Annotated in this window: 14 protein-coding genes and 1 pseudogene; 5 read left to right on the plus strand and 10 right to left on the minus strand. The window is 67.0% G+C overall.

Annotation, left to right across the window (positions count from 1 at the left end; all coding sequences use genetic code 11):
- Positions 1 to 2 precede the first annotated feature (2 nt).
- Positions 3 to 1,571 carry a diguanylate cyclase gene (locus ABZO33_RS20370; RefSeq protein WP_414537477.1) on the plus strand — a complete coding sequence of 523 codons (1,569 nt, stop codon included), beginning with the start codon at positions 3 to 5 and terminating at the stop codon, positions 1,569 to 1,571.
- A 23-nt stretch (positions 1,572 to 1,594) separates the two neighbouring features.
- On the opposite strand, the gene ABZO33_RS20375 is transcribed toward ABZO33_RS20370, so the two are convergent.
- The 8 genes from ABZO33_RS20375 to ABZO33_RS20410 form a co-directional block, all read right to left on the minus strand.
- Positions 1,595 to 2,554 carry a ribonuclease Z gene (locus ABZO33_RS20375; RefSeq protein WP_414537478.1) on the minus strand — a complete coding sequence of 320 codons (960 nt, stop codon included), beginning with the start codon at positions 2,552 to 2,554 and terminating at the stop codon, positions 1,595 to 1,597.
- 143 nt (positions 2,555 to 2,697) lie between these two features.
- Positions 2,698 to 3,498: a 4-hydroxy-2-oxoheptanedioate aldolase gene (gene hpaI, locus ABZO33_RS20380; protein ID WP_414537479.1), complete on the minus strand. Its 801-nt coding sequence runs from the start codon at positions 3,496 to 3,498 to the stop codon at positions 2,698 to 2,700.
- A 9-nt stretch (positions 3,499 to 3,507) separates the two neighbouring features.
- Positions 3,508 to 4,311, minus strand: a complete 804-nt coding sequence (hpaH, locus tag ABZO33_RS20385) for a 2-oxo-hept-4-ene-1,7-dioate hydratase (protein WP_414537480.1) — start codon at positions 4,309 to 4,311, stop codon at positions 3,508 to 3,510.
- 7 nt (positions 4,312 to 4,318) lie between these two features.
- On the minus strand, positions 4,319 to 4,729 hold the full coding sequence (locus ABZO33_RS20390) for a 5-carboxymethyl-2-hydroxymuconate isomerase (protein WP_414537481.1): 411 nt from the start codon (positions 4,727 to 4,729) through the stop codon (positions 4,319 to 4,321).
- A gap of 11 nt (positions 4,730 to 4,740) precedes the next feature.
- Positions 4,741 to 5,664: a 3,4-dihydroxyphenylacetate 2,3-dioxygenase gene (gene hpaD / locus ABZO33_RS20395; RefSeq protein WP_414537482.1), complete on the minus strand. Its 924-nt coding sequence runs from the start codon at positions 5,662 to 5,664 to the stop codon at positions 4,741 to 4,743.
- A gap of 101 nt (positions 5,665 to 5,765) precedes the next feature.
- Complete coding sequence (gene hpaE / locus ABZO33_RS20400; protein ID WP_414537483.1) at positions 5,766 to 7,226, minus strand: 5-carboxymethyl-2-hydroxymuconate semialdehyde dehydrogenase; 1,461 nt, start codon at positions 7,224 to 7,226, stop codon at positions 5,766 to 5,768.
- The gene (locus ABZO33_RS20405) at positions 7,223 to 8,002 is read right to left on the minus strand and encodes a fumarylacetoacetate hydrolase family protein (protein ID WP_414537484.1); all 780 of its coding nucleotides are present in this window, start codon (positions 8,000 to 8,002) and stop codon (positions 7,223 to 7,225) included. Before ABZO33_RS20405 ends, hpaE begins: the two co-directional genes overlap by 4 nt.
- Complete coding sequence (locus ABZO33_RS20410) at positions 7,999 to 8,673, minus strand: fumarylacetoacetate hydrolase family protein (RefSeq protein WP_414537485.1); 675 nt, start codon at positions 8,671 to 8,673, stop codon at positions 7,999 to 8,001. Before ABZO33_RS20410 ends, ABZO33_RS20405 begins: the two co-directional genes overlap by 4 nt.
- 163 nt (positions 8,674 to 8,836) lie before the next feature.
- Here ABZO33_RS20410 and hpaA point away from each other — a divergent pair, with 163 nt between their 5' ends.
- Together hpaA and hpaR are read left to right on the plus strand one after the other, a co-directional pair.
- Complete coding sequence (hpaA, locus tag ABZO33_RS20415; RefSeq protein ID WP_414537486.1) at positions 8,837 to 9,739, plus strand: 4-hydroxyphenylacetate catabolism regulatory protein HpaA; 903 nt, start codon at positions 8,837 to 8,839, stop codon at positions 9,737 to 9,739.
- Between the two features lie 170 nt (positions 9,740 to 9,909).
- Entirely contained in the window at positions 9,910 to 10,332 is a 423-nt protein-coding gene (hpaR, locus tag ABZO33_RS20420; protein WP_023632900.1) for a homoprotocatechuate degradation operon regulator HpaR, read from the plus strand.
- A gap of 109 nt (positions 10,333 to 10,441) precedes the next feature.
- Here hpaR and ABZO33_RS20425 read toward each other — a convergent pair whose 3' ends face one another.
- Positions 10,442 to 11,038, minus strand: a complete 597-nt coding sequence (locus tag ABZO33_RS20425; RefSeq protein WP_414537487.1) for a TetR/AcrR family transcriptional regulator — start codon at positions 11,036 to 11,038, stop codon at positions 10,442 to 10,444.
- Between the two features lie 5 nt (positions 11,039 to 11,043).
- The gene (locus tag ABZO33_RS20430) at positions 11,044 to 12,252 is read right to left on the minus strand and encodes a multidrug effflux MFS transporter (RefSeq protein WP_414537488.1); all 1,209 of its coding nucleotides are present in this window, start codon (positions 12,250 to 12,252) and stop codon (positions 11,044 to 11,046) included.
- A 339-nt stretch (positions 12,253 to 12,591) separates the two neighbouring features.
- Between ABZO33_RS20430 and ABZO33_RS20435 the strand changes: the two are divergent.
- Both ABZO33_RS20435 and ABZO33_RS20440 read left to right on the plus strand, forming a co-directional pair.
- Positions 12,592 to 12,714: pseudogene (locus ABZO33_RS20435) on the plus strand (general stress protein); the annotation flags it as partial.
- A gap of 59 nt (positions 12,715 to 12,773) precedes the next feature.
- Complete coding sequence (locus ABZO33_RS20440; protein WP_414537489.1) at positions 12,774 to 12,953, plus strand: hypothetical protein; 180 nt, start codon at positions 12,774 to 12,776, stop codon at positions 12,951 to 12,953.
- Positions 12,954 to 12,964 lie beyond the last annotated feature (11 nt).

Consider the following 12,964-nt stretch of genomic DNA (forward strand, 5'->3'; position numbering starts at 1 on the left):
CAATGCGCGCAGTCAGGAAACAGACCGAGGACGGCGTCTTCCCGGTGACCGGCGAGGGCCGCGCCGTGTCGCTGTTCCGCCTGATGCTCAGTTTCATGGCGGTGGTGATGCTGGCTTTCGTGCTGGTCGAGGGCTGGCGGATCTGGCGCGACTACCGACAAGTGTTTACCAATGCCGAGCACGCGGTCAGCAACCTGGCCCGGGCTACCGCCCAGCATGCCGAGGATGCCATCCGCCAGGTGGATGCGATCACCGCGGCCCTGGCCGAGCGCCTGGAGGGCGATGGTTTCGACCATGTCGACCGCCCGCGCCTGCACAAGTTGCTCAAGCAGCAGGCGCAGATCATGCCGCAACTGCATGGCCTGTTCGTCTATGGCCCGGACGGCGGCTGGATCGTCACCGACAAGGATGACGTGCCAGCGGGGGCCAACAATGCCGACCGTGACTATTTCATCTACCACCAGACCCACGCAGACCGCCAGGTGCGGATCGGCTCGGTGGTGCGCAGCCGCTCCACGGGCGACCTGATCATCCCCATCTCGCGGCGCCTGGACAATGCCGATGGCAGCTTTGCCGGGGTGTTGCTGGGGACCATCAAGGTTGACTGGTTCGTGCGCTACTACGGCGACTTCAAGATCGACGAGCGTGGCGCCCTGGTGCTGGCCAAGCGCGACGGCACCATCCTCGTGCGCCGGCCATTCGTCGAGCAGGTGATCGGGCGGAGCCTGGCGGCCAGCGACATCTTCCGCAAGTACCTGCCCCATGCCAGCGAAGGAGTGGCCGAAGCGGTGGCGGTGGTCGATGGCACGCCGCGCCTGTACGGGTTTCGCGCACTGAGCAGCTACCCGCTGGTGGTGGAGGCGGGGTTGTCGCTTGAGTCGATCATCGCGCCGTGGCGCCACGACATGCTCAAGTCGTTGGCCGTGCTGGTGCTGTTGCTGATCGGCGTGGCCGGTTTCGGCTGGATCGTCCTGCGTCAGTTGCGCGAGCGCATCGCCATCGAGCGTGCGTTGCACCAGGCCCACCAGACCCTCAAGGCGCTGGCCCTGACCGACAGCCTGACCGGGCTGGGAAATCGCAGGCGGCTGGACGCGGTGCTGGAACCGGAGATCCGCCGGGCGCGGCGCCAGGGCTATGCCCTGGCTCTGGTGATGCTCGACCTGGACTGCTTCAAGGCCTACAACGACCGCTACGGGCATCCGGCCGGCGACCAGTGCCTGCGCCGCTTCGGCGAACTGCTGCGCCAGGCGCTCAAACGCCCGGGCGACCTGGCGGTGCGTTATGGTGGCGAGGAGTTCACCTTGCTGCTGCCCGATACCGATGCCGCGGGGGCCAGCCAGATCGTGCAGGAGATCCTGCAGTTGCTGCGCCGGCAGGCCATCGAGCACGGTGGCAGCCCGTTCGGCCATGTCACGGCCAGCGCCGGTATCGCGGTGAGTGCACCGACGTTGGAGACGGTGACCCCGGAAAACCTGATGGCGGCGGCGGATGCGGCGCTCTACCAGGCCAAGCGGCAGGGGCGCGATCGCTACTGCCTGGCGGCCAGTGTGGAGCAGCATCCGGCGCATTGAACCAGCGCTCGAGGGCTGGGGCGTTACTCCACCTCGACCAGCACCCCGTCACGGTCAATCCGATAGCGCGCCAAGTCTCGGGCCAGGGTCAGGCGCCCCTTGTAGTGCGCCTGCGCCTCTTCGCGCACGTCCTCGATGGAACCGCCGCGCCCGCCGCCCGACTGGTAGCGGGCGCTGAAGTGCGTCAGCACCAGGTTCTTCACCGCCGCCATCTCGGCGAAGCGCGCCACCGCAGCCGCCGTGCTGTGGCCGAAGCTGGCCTGGGCTCGCTCGACCACCGGCTGGGTGAAGGTGGCTTCGTGGACCAGCACGTCCACGTTGGCGGCCAGTTCGCTCAACAGCTCAGGGCGGTCGTTGTCACCGCAGACGATGATTCGCTGTGCCGGGCGCGTCGGTTGCAGGTAGGCCAGCGGGTCGATCTGCCGACCTTCGTGCTCGACCGTCCGGCCACGGGCGATCTGCCCCCACAGCGGCCCGGCCGGGATGCCGTCGGCGCGCAGGCGCTCGGTGTCCAGGTGCGGTTGCGGGTCGCGCTCCTCGAACACGAAGCCATAGGAGGGTACCCGGTGCGATAGCTCGACCACGCCGACCTGGATGTTGCCGTGGCTCTGGCCAGCGAAGGTCTCCAGCGCCTGCATCTGCAACTCGAAGGGCAGGTAGGTGTCGCTGACCGCCAGGCTCTGCCGGACCCAGGCCTGCAGCTCGGCCGGCAGTACCAGCTGCAACGGCTCCTTGCGCCCTGACATGCCGGCGCTGGCCAGTAGCCCCGGCAGGCCGAAGCAGTGGTCGCCATGTACATGGGTGATGAAGATGGCGCGCAGGTCGCGCACCGACAGCGGGCTGTGCAGCAGTTGGTGCTGGGTGCCTTCGCCGCAATCGACCAGGTACCACCCCGTACCGGACGACTCGATGACCGCAGTCGCACTGACGTTGCGGGCCTTGGTGGGCACCCCGGAAGAGGTGCCCAGAAACAGCAGGTCCATTGCCTGACTCCTTGATTCGACGTTGTCGCGGCCCCGCAAGGCGGGGCGCGCGGAGGCTAGCATGGTGCTGCCGGGCGGGCCAGTAGTGCTTTCTGTCATCACCGGAGTGCCGCAACATCGAGCTTACGCGCTACAAGGTCAGGCTAGTAGACACCGCCCTGGGCAATGGCGGCGGTCCCTGCCTTGAACGTGCCCGCCAGCCCCTGCAGGCCGCGCATCAGCACAGTGGTGTCGACCCCCACAGCGACGAACGCCGCGCCCAGCTCGATATACCGGCGCGCCAGTGCTTCGTCGGCGCTGAGGATCCCCGCCGCCTTGCCGGCGCGACCGATGCGCACGATGGCGTCGTCGATGGCCGCCTGCACCTCGGGATGCCCCGGATTGCCCCGCTGGCCCATGGCGGCGCTGAGATCGGCGGGGCCGATGAACACGCCATCGACGCCTTCGACGGCGCAGATCGCGTCGAGGTTGGCCAGGCCTTCGCGGTTCTCCACCTGCACCAGCAGGCACATCTGTTGGTCGGCCTGGTCCAGGTAGCCGGGGATGCTGTTCCAGCGCGAGGCCCGCGCCAGCGCGCTGCCGACACCACGCACGCCGAGGGGCGGGTAGCGCATCGCCCGCACCAGCTGGCGCGCCTGCTCGGCGCTTTCGACCATGGGCACCAGCAGGGTCTGCGCGCCGATATCGAGCAACTGCTTGATCAGTGCGGTATCGCCGATCACCGGGCGGACGATGGGCTGGGCCGGGTAGGGGGCCACGGCCTGCAACTGGCCAAGCAGGCTGCGCAGGTCGTTGGGCGCGTGCTCGCCGTCGAGCAGCAGCCAGTCGAAGCCGGCGTTGGCCGCCAGCTCCGCGCAGTACGGGTCGGCCAGGCCAAGCCACAGGCCGATCTGCGCCTGGCCGCTGCGCAGGCGTTGCTTGAAGGTATTGATGGGCATGTCCATGGGCGCTCCTCAGACGAAACGGCAGGCGATCGAGCCGAGCTGGTCGTAGTCGACGTGGAAGGTGTCGCCGCGACGGGCAGCCACCGGGCGGGTGAACGAGCCGCCGAGGATGACCTGACCGGCTTGCAGACCCACGTCGTGCGCCGCCAGCTTGTTGGCCAGCCAGGCCACGCCTTTGGCCGGGTGATTGAGCACCGCGGCCGACACCCCGGACTCCTCGATCACACCGTTGCGGTACAGCACCGCCGGGACCTTGCGCAGGTCGATGTCGCCCGGGCGCACGGCGCGCCCGCCCATCACCACGCCAGCGTTGGCGGCGTTGTCGGAGATGGTGTCGAACACCTTGCGGGTGGCGCCGCTGAGCGGGTCGACCTGTTGGATGCGCGCATCGATGATCTCCAGCGCCGGAATCACCCACTCGGTGGCGTCGAGCACGTCGAACAGGGTCACGTTCGGCCCCTTGAGCGGCTTGCCGAGGATGAACGCCAGTTCCACCTCGACCCGCGGCACGATGAAACGCTCGAAGGGAATGTCGCTGCCTTCGTCGAACAGCATGTCGTCGAGCAGCGCGCCGTAGTCCGGCTCGGTGATGTTCGAGGAGACCTGCATGGCCCGGGAGGTCAGGCCGATCTTGTGGCCGACCAGCTTGCGGCCGTCCTCGATCTTCTGCGCCACCCAGGCGCGCTGGATGGCGTAGGCGTCCTCGATGCCGATCGAGGGGTGTTCCAGGGAAAACTGGCCGACCTGTTCGCGGGTGCGTTCGGCCTGGTCGAGGCGGGCGGCGGCTTGCTGGATGATGCGGGCGTCGAGCATGGAGACCTCAGGGCTGGCGGGTGAACAGAGGGTGCAGGCTGCTGTGCTTGGCGTCGTACACCTGGGCCTGGCTTTCGTCGATCTGCAGGGTCACGCCAACCGGGCGACGTTCCAGCAGCGTATCCAGGTGCCGGCGCAACACCGCCAGCAGCGCGTCGCCGACCTGCTGGTGCACCGCGGCGCCGCGGCCAGCGCCCATGCGCAGGTTGGCGTAGACGAAACCGTAGGTGCCGCGGCCATCGGCGATTGCCGCATGGGCGGCGGGGTAGGCCAGCACACGGGTGCCGCCGGTGGGGAACACCTGGCGATCGTGTTCGTCGCGCTGGGCGAGCATGCAGTCGGCCAGGGCGCGGCACAGGCCGGGCATATCGGCGTCGGCTTCGATATCCGGGCTGTAGAGCAGGACCAGATGGGGCATGGTGGTGCTCCTTACAGGCGGCTTGTGGAGGTGATGCCGGCCGGGTTCGAGGCCTGGGCGGCGGGGATCGCGCTGCCGTCCTGCGGGGTGACCGGGAAGATCGCGTTGATCTGGCCGGTGCCGGAGGAGCCGAAGTAAGGCGTCACCACCTCGGCCTTGCCGTCGTACTGCGACCAGCCCAGGGCGCCGAGCAGCATCGCGGTGTCGTGCATGAAGCCTTCGCCATGGCCCTTGACCGCGTACTCGGGCAGCATCGCGCAGAAATCGGCCCAGTCGCCGTCCTGCCACATGCGCACCACGCGGTGGTCGAGGGTTTCCAGGAACGGGCTCCAGACCTTGGTGGCAAAGTCCGGGGCCTGGCCGTTCTGGGCGAAACGGTGGGACAGCGAGCCGCTGGCCAGGAACGCCACGGTGCCGTCGTAGTGTTCCTCGACCGCCTTGCGCATGGCCCAGCCCAGGCGGGCGCTGTCGTTGAGGTAGTGCGAGGTGCACAGCGCCGAGACCGAGACCACCTTGAAGTGCTGGTCGGCGTTCATGTAGCGCATCGGCACCAGGGTGCCGTACTCAGGCGCCAGGGTGGTGGCGTCATGGGCCATGGTTTCCACGCCCAGGCGGTTGCATTCTTCCGCGAGGATGCGCCCCAGCTTGGGGTTGCCGGGGAAGCCGTAGTTCATGTTGGCGATGAAGTGCGGCAGTTCGTTGCTGGTGTACAGGCCTTCGAAGTGCGCGGCGCAGTTGATGTGGTAGTTGGCGTTGACCAGCCAGTGGGTGTCGAACACGACGAGGGTGTCGACGCCCAGTTCGCGGCAGCGCCGGCCGATCTCGAGGTGGCCGTCGATGGCCGCCTGGCGAAAGCCCTGGCGCGGGCCGGGCAGTTCGGACAGGTACATTGACGGCACGTGGGTGATCTTGGCGGCGAGAGCGAGTGTGCCCATGGGAATCTCCTGTGATTGTTGTTGTGGCCGCATCGCGGGGCAAGCCCGCTCCCACGCCGATTTGGCACATTGCGTGGGAGCGGGCTTGCCCCGCGATGGCGTCAGATGCCCCAGCGCGGAATGTGATGGCTACCCATGGATATACACACGTTCTTGATCTCGGCGAAGACCTCGAAGCTGTATTGCCCACCCTCGCGCCCGGTGCCCGAGCCCTTGACGCCACCGAACGGTTGGCGCAGGTCGCGTACGTTCTGGCTGTTGATGAACACCATCCCGGCCTCGATGCCACGGGCCAGGCGATGGGCCTTGCCGATGTCCTGGGTCCAGATGTACGAAGCCAGGCCGTACTCGGTGTCGTTGGCCAGTTGCAGCGCCTCGGCCTCGTCCTTGAACGGGATCAGGCACACCACCGGGCCGAAGATCTCTTCCTGGGCGATGCGCATCTTGTTGTTCACATCGGCGAACACCGTTGGCTGGATGAACTGCCCCTTGGCCAGGTGCGCCGGCAGGCCCGCCGGGCGCTCCAGGCCCCCTGCCAGCAGGCGTGCGCCTTCCTCCAGGCCGATGCGGATGTAGCCGGTGACCTTGTCGTAGTGCTGCTGGGTGATCATCGAGCCGACCTGGGTCTTCGGGTCGGTCGGATCACCGACGATCAGGCGCTTGGCGCGTGCGGCGAACTCGGCGACGAACTGCGGGTAAACGCTCTGTTGGATGAAGATGCGGCTGCCGGCGGTGCAGCGCTCGCCGTTGAGCGAGAAGATGGTGAACAAGGCGGCGTCCAGCGCACGCTCGAGGTCGGCGTCCTCGAAGATCAGTACCGGCGACTTGCCGCCCAGTTCCATGGAGTACTTCTTCAGGCCGGCCGTCTGCATGATCTTCCTGCCGGTGGCGGTGCCGCCGGTGAAGGAGATGGCGCGCACGTCCGGGTGGCGCACCAGGGCATCGCCGGCGCTGGCGCCGTAGCCCTGGATCACGTTGAGCACGCCATTCGGAATGCCGGCTTCCACGGCCAGGCGCCCCAGTTCATTGGCGGTCAGCGGTGACAGCTCGCTCATCTTCAGCACCGCGGTGTTGCCCAGGGCCAGGCACGGCGCGGTCTTCCAGGTGGCGGTCATGAACGGTACGTTCCACGGCGACACCAGCGCGCACACGCCCACCGGCTGGTACAGGGTGTAGTTGAGCATCTGGTCGTCCACCGGGTAGCTGTGGCCGTCCATGCGCGTGCACACCTCGGCGAAGAAGTCGAAATTGTGCGAGGCGCGGGGAATCAGCACGTTGCGCGTCTGGTGGATCGGCAGGCCGGTGTCCAGGGTCTCCAGCTCGGCCAGCTGCGGCACATTCTGCTCGATCAGTTCGCCCAGGCGACGCATCAGCCGGGCGCGCTCCTTGGCCGGTGTATTGGCCCATTTCGGGAAGGCTTGCTTGGCCGCGGCCACGGCCAGGGCGACTTCCTCGGCGCCGCCGCTGGCGACTTCGCCGATGGCCTCGCCGGTGGCCGGGTTGTAGTTGACGAAGGTGTCGCGGCTCTCGACTTCGCGGCCATCGATCCAGTGCTTGATCATGCTGTTGCCTCTTGTGCTTTACGGGCGAAGAACTCGGTTTCGCTGACGATCCGGTTGACCAGGCGGCCAACGCCTTGCACTTCCACCACCACTTCGTCGCCCGGGACCACGTCGGCCAGGCCTTCCGGGGTGCCGGTGGCGATCATGTCGCCGGGTTGCAGGGTCATGAAGCTGGAGAAGTATTCGATCAGGTAGGGGATGTCGAAGATCATGTCGGCCGTGGTGCCTTGCTGTTTCAGCTCGCCGTTGATCCAGGTGCGCAGGGTCAGGTTCGACGGATCCTGCACATCGGAAACGTCGACGATCCACGGGCCCACCGGGGTGGTGGTGTCACGGTTCTTCACCCGCAGGTTGGGGCGGTAGTAGTTCTCCAGGTAGTCGCGGATGGCGTAGTCGTTGCACACCGTGTAGCCGGCCAGGTAGTCGAGGGCGTCCTCGCGCTTGACGTTGCGCGCCGGCTTGCCGATCACCGCCACCAGTTCGCACTCGTAGTGCATGTACTTGACGTTGTCCGGGCGCCAGCTGACCTGGTTGTGCCCGGTGTAGGTGCCGGGCGACTTGACGAAGGCCAGCGGCTCGGTGGGCGGGGTGAAGGCCAGCTCGGCGGCGTGGTCGGCATAGTTCAGGCCCAGGGCGAACATGCTGCCGGTAGCCGGTGGCAGCCAGGTGACCTGGTCGGCCTCTACCAGGCGCCCATCGGCCAGGCGCAGTTGCTGGTCGTTTTCGACGGTGGCCGCGTGGACTTGGCCGTCGAGCAGGATACGGGCGTGCTTCATGGGGCGAGTCCTTGTTCGGCGACGATGGGGTTGGTCAGCTGGCCGAGGCCGTCGATCTCGACCGTCACCTGGTCGCCGGGCAGCACATCGATGCGGCCTTCCGGCGTGCCGGTAATCAGCACGTCGCCGGCATGCAGGGTCATGAACTCGCTGATCTCGGCGATCAGCCGGGCCACGCCGCGCACGCAGTTGGCGGTGTTGTTCTGCTGGCGCAGCTCGCCGTTGACCCACAGGCGAATGCCCAGCGCGTCGGGGTTGCCGACCTGCGCGGCCGGCACCAGTTGCGGGCCGAGCGGGCAGAAGCCGTCGCGGCACTTGGCCTTGACCGCCGGGCGGTAGTAGCTGTCTTCGGGCAGGCTGAACTCGTTGACGATGGTGTAGCCCGCCACGTGCTCCAGCGCGTGGTCCAGGCTGACGCGGCTGGCGTCCTTGCCGATGACCACGCCCAGTGCAGGGCCCGCTTGCAGGCGTTCGACTGCCGATGGGTAGGTCACCGGCTGGGCGTTGCCGTTGCGGGTGTTGGGCGTCTTGATGAACAGCACCGGCTTGACCGGCGGTTGCTGGTACGGCGCTTCGTGGAAGGACGCCAGATGCTGTTGCAGCAGGCCCTGGTAGTTCAGGGCGACGCCGAACAGGCTGCCGCTGGCGACCTCGTGCAAGGCACGGCTCATGCATTTCTCCTGCGGTGGGCGAAGCGATCGGGGGCGCTTCGTGGTGTTTTTGTTAATGTGTTAACGTTATATTTAATATGTTAACGATCGTCAAGGCATTCGCCGCTGGCCGGTGGTGCTAGGATGATTTCCCCCGGCGCGTCTCACCGCTGCGAGAACAACAATGAAAGAACGACAGCCGATCCCCAACATCAACATCGGTCAGGTCTACGACCAGCGCTACAGCGACAGCGAGGTGCACTATGACCGGCTGGGCAACTTGGCCGGCTTCTTTGGCCGCAACATGCCGGTGCACCGCCACGACCGCTTCTTCCAGGTGCACTACGTGAAGACCGGCAGCGTGCGGGTGTACCTGGACGAGCAGCGTTACCACGAGTCGGGGCCGATGTTCTTCCTCACCCCGCCGACCATTCCCCATGCCTTCGTCACCGAGCCCGATGCCGATGGCCATGTGCTGACCGTGCGCCAGCAACTGGTCTGGCAACTGCTGCAGGCCGAGCCTGGACTGGCGTTGGGGCCGAGGCTGCAACCGGCCTGCGTCGCCCTGGGTCATTTGCAGGGCGCCGCGGCCGGGGAAGTCCGGCGCCTGGAGCAGCTGTTCGACCTGCTCGGCGACGAAATCGGCCACGGCCAGGCCGGGCAGGGCACCGCCGTGCAGGACCTGGCGCGCCTGGTGATGATCAGCCTGCTGCGCCTGTGCGCCAATTCGCTGGAGGCCACGCCCGCGCGGCACGAGGACCTGCAGCTGTTCCACCGTTTCAACGAACTGATCGAGCGCCACTACCTCGACCACTGGACCCTGCCGGCCTATGCGGCGGCGCTGGGCGTGACCGAGGCGCGCCTGAACGACGTATGCCGGCGCATGGCCGACCTGCCGTCCAAGCGCCTGGTGTTCGAGCGGCTGATGCAGGAGGCGCGGCGTTTGCTGCTGTACACCGGCGGCTCGGCCAACGAGATCTGCTATCGCCTGGGGTTCAAGGACCCGGCGTACTTCAGCCGCTTCTTCCAGCGCCATGCGCAGATGACGCCGGGTGAGTATCGTCAGCGCCAGGCGGGGTTGCGTTGACATGCGTTGGCTGGCTCCGGGTTGCAGGCCTGGAGCAAATCGTGCGATGGGCGCGGGGAGGGTGAAAGGGGTGTTTGCCAGGAACGCTGGTACTTTTCACAGGGCTGGACAGCCCGGGTGAAAATGTATTTCACTTTATTAATATCTTAATAAAACAGCCCTGTATCCTGATGACCCAACCAAGACCCTCCCTGACCTTGACCCTGCTGCAGGCCCGCGAAGCGACCATGGCGTTCTTCCGCCCGGCCCTGAATGCCCACGACCTGACCGAGCAGCAATGGCGGGTGATCCGCATCTTGCGCCAGCAGGGCGAGCTGGAAAGCCACCAGTTGGCCGACCAGGCCTGCATCCTCAAGCCGAGCATGAGCGGCGTGCTCAAGCGCCTGGAGCGCGACGGCCTGGTGGCGCGGCGTAAATCGCCGGAAGACCAGCGACGCATCTTCATCAGCCTGACTGTGCGCGGCCAGCAGGCGTTCCTGGCGATGAGCGAGGAGATGGAGCGCAACTACCAGGAGATCCAGCGCCAGTTCGGCGCGGACAAGCTGGAGCAGTTGATGGGATTGTTGAACGAGCTGAAGAAGGTCAGGCCCTGATCGTGTGAGCGCGGGTCACTGTCATCGCGGGGCAAGCCCGCTCCCACGGGTACAGCGTGGGAGCGGGCTTGCCCCGCGATAAGGCCCTTGGGTCGGATACAGGGGCCTGCTACAGCCCGGCCAGGTACAGCGAATCATCGAGAATCTTCAGCAACGACGCTGCCCGCCGCGCATACACCGCCGGGGGCGCGTACAGCAGCTCCACATGCAGGCTGTCGATGATCCCCAGGTAGGCATCGCCATACAGCTCCAGCTTGTTGCCATCACTGCGGGCCCAGGCGTGCCGGTCGAGCAGCGCCTGGCAGAAGCCCTGGCGGATCCGCTCCAGGTACGCCTCGAAGCCGCTGGTGACGATCGAGCGGACCGGTGCCGGCGGCAGGAATGCACTGCGCAGCACGAAGCGCAGGTTGGCCGACGCCGCGTAGCGCTCGGCCAGGTGCAGCGGGTGCCAGTGTCCCGGCGCCTCGCGGCCAGCCGCTTCATGGCCGAAGCCCGCCTCGACGTAGGCGGTCTCATCGGCCAGGGCCCGTTCGAAGGCGCAGGCGAACAACGCGTCCTTGTTGGCGAAGTGGGCGTACAGCGAGGCCTTGCGCATGCCCGCCAGGGCGGCGATCTCGTTCAGCGACGAGCCGTCGTAGCCGTGTTCGGCGAAATGCTCCACGGCGTGCTCGCAGATGCGCGCGGCGGAAGGGGTCAGGGCTTTCAAGGCGGTCACTCCGGGTTGACGCTGCAGGACGAGGCGCTGATTGTCTGTGCCACGGCGGCGCGGGTCAAACCGACGATGACCACGGCTGCCGCCGCCAGCAACCAGGCCCAGGCCAGCGCGCCCAGGGTCGCCAGGTGCCCGGCCAGGGGCGTGGCGCTGGACGAGATCACCAGTTGCAGCGCGCCGAGCAGGGCCGCCGTCGAGCCGACATCGCGCTGCTGCGATGACATCGCCAGGGCCATCAAGGTGGCCTCGCATATCCCTAAGCCGAACAGCGCCAGCACCACGCCCGCCAGCAGCAGCGGCAGGCCTGCGCTGGACAGGCCGGCAAGCACCGCCAGTGCTGCGCCGGCACCCATGCACAGCGCCCCCCACCAGGCAACCCGGGCCACGCCGTGCCGGCTGACGCAATAGCCGGACAGCGCCGCGCCAAGCAGGATGGCAACGCCGCAACCGCCGAACAGCAGGCCGAAGTGCGTGCTGGAGAGGCCGAAGTGCTGCTGGTACACATAAGCCGAGCCGGCGATGTAGGCGAACAGGAAGAAGAACACCGCCGACAGGGCCAGGGCCGGGCGCAGGAACGCGCCGTCGGCGGCGATGCGGGCGTAGGTACGCCATACCGTGGCCGGTGCCAGGCGCACCCGATGCGCCGGCGGCAGGGTTTCATCGAGGGTCATGGCCGAATTGACCAGGGTCAGCAGGCCGAGGCCGGCCAGCACCAGCATGATCGCCCGCCAGCCATAGGCCGCGTCGATCATCCCGCCCAGGGCCGGGGCGAGGATCGGCGCCAGGCCCTCGATGGTCATCAGCAGGGCGAAGATCTGCGCCGCCCGTGCGCCATCGGCGCTGTCGCGGACCATGCTCATGATCACCACCAGCGTCAGCGCGCTGGCCAGGCCTTGCAGCAGGCGCGCCAGCAGCAGCGTGTCCAGCGACGGCGCGCCCGCTGCGGCCAGCGAGGCGATGCAGAACACCAGCAGGCCGGCGAGCAGCGGGCGACGCCGCCCCAAGGCATCCACCAGTGGCCCGAACAGCAGTTGCCCGGCACCCATGGCCAGCAGAAACACGGTCAGCGTCAGCTGAACCTGGGTATAGCCGGTGGCGAAGTCGCGCGCCATTTCCGGCAGGCTGGCCAGATACATGTCGATGGCAGACGGGCCAAGGGCGCCGATCAGGGCGAGGGAGGCGGCGAAGCGCAAATGTGAAGCGGGCATGAGCAAGGGTCCGTGAAAGCAAGATATCAACCTACCGGTCGGTAGGTTGGCAAAGTATGCCAGATATCCGCCTGGGGTCAACGCAAGGTCTGCCTACCGGGCATCCGCTTGCGCCCCAAATACACCGTCGCCGCTTGTTTAGCGCCACCGGTCCGATCTGCTCGGAATAATCCGAATCCCTCTTTATCGCCGTACTCCCAATCCATGTACGGCACCTCGCCGTGCAACCCTTAGCCACACGAGGTTTTTGCAACCATGGCCAACAAAGACAGCAACATGACCGGTCGCCAGGACACCAACAAGCAGGACGCCAACAAGACCGGCAGCCAGGGTGGAACGAAGAACCCAGGCAATTTCGCCAATGACCGCGAGAAAGCGTCCGAAGCCGGTCGCAAGGGCGGGCAGAGCTCCGGTGGCGGCAATCGCCAGAGCGAGTCCGGCCACAAGGGCGGCCGCTCGTAAGTGAGGGCACGCGGTGCCGGGTTCGCCTGGCACCGCGCACACCGCACCAGGAGGTTTCCATGCGTATCGCACCCCTGATTTGCCTGTTGGGCAGCCTGAGCCTGTTGGGCGGCTGCTTTGACCGCGACAACGACCATCCGGCGAAAGACGCCGACCCGAGCAAGCCCTCGCTGCAGATGCAGCAACCCAATCCACCGACCAGCAATCCGTCCCCCGAAACCAAGCCCCAGAATCCATAGCGCGAGGTGAC

The organism is Pseudomonas sp. CAM1A (assembly GCF_047501685.1).
In the GTDB taxonomy this organism is placed as follows: domain Bacteria; phylum Pseudomonadota; class Gammaproteobacteria; order Pseudomonadales; family Pseudomonadaceae; genus Aquipseudomonas.

What these genes read in the sequence shown, in the direction of transcription:
- ABZO33_RS20370 (WP_414537477.1), top strand. Translation starts at nt 3, where the DNA reads ATGCGCGCAGTCAGGAAACAGACCGAGGACGGCGTCTTCCCGGTGACC.
- ABZO33_RS20375 (WP_414537478.1), bottom strand. Translation starts at nt 2,554, where the DNA reads ATGGACCTGCTGTTTCTGGGCACCTCTTCCGGGGTGCCCACCAAGGCC.
- hpaI (WP_414537479.1), bottom strand. Translation starts at nt 3,498, where the DNA reads ATGGACATGCCCATCAATACCTTCAAGCAACGCCTGCGCAGCGGCCAG.
- hpaH (WP_414537480.1), bottom strand. Translation starts at nt 4,311, where the DNA reads ATGCTCGACGCCCGCATCATCCAGCAAGCCGCCGCCCGCCTCGACCAG.
- ABZO33_RS20390 (WP_414537481.1), bottom strand. Translation starts at nt 4,729, where the DNA reads ATGCCCCATCTGGTCCTGCTCTACAGCCCGGATATCGAAGCCGACGCC.
- hpaD (WP_414537482.1), bottom strand. Translation starts at nt 5,664, where the DNA reads ATGGGCACACTCGCTCTCGCCGCCAAGATCACCCACGTGCCGTCAATG.
- hpaE (WP_414537483.1), bottom strand. Translation starts at nt 7,226, where the DNA reads ATGATCAAGCACTGGATCGATGGCCGCGAAGTCGAGAGCCGCGACACC.
- ABZO33_RS20405 (WP_414537484.1), bottom strand. Translation starts at nt 8,002, where the DNA reads ATGAAGCACGCCCGTATCCTGCTCGACGGCCAAGTCCACGCGGCCACC.
- ABZO33_RS20410 (WP_414537485.1), bottom strand. Translation starts at nt 8,673, where the DNA reads ATGAGCCGTGCCTTGCACGAGGTCGCCAGCGGCAGCCTGTTCGGCGTC.
- hpaA (WP_414537486.1), top strand. Translation starts at nt 8,837, where the DNA reads ATGAAAGAACGACAGCCGATCCCCAACATCAACATCGGTCAGGTCTAC.
- hpaR (WP_023632900.1), top strand. Translation starts at nt 9,910, where the DNA reads ATGACCCAACCAAGACCCTCCCTGACCTTGACCCTGCTGCAGGCCCGC.
- ABZO33_RS20430 (WP_414537488.1), bottom strand. Translation starts at nt 12,252, where the DNA reads ATGCCCGCTTCACATTTGCGCTTCGCCGCCTCCCTCGCCCTGATCGGC.
- ABZO33_RS20440 (WP_414537489.1), top strand. Translation starts at nt 12,774, where the DNA reads ATGCGTATCGCACCCCTGATTTGCCTGTTGGGCAGCCTGAGCCTGTTG.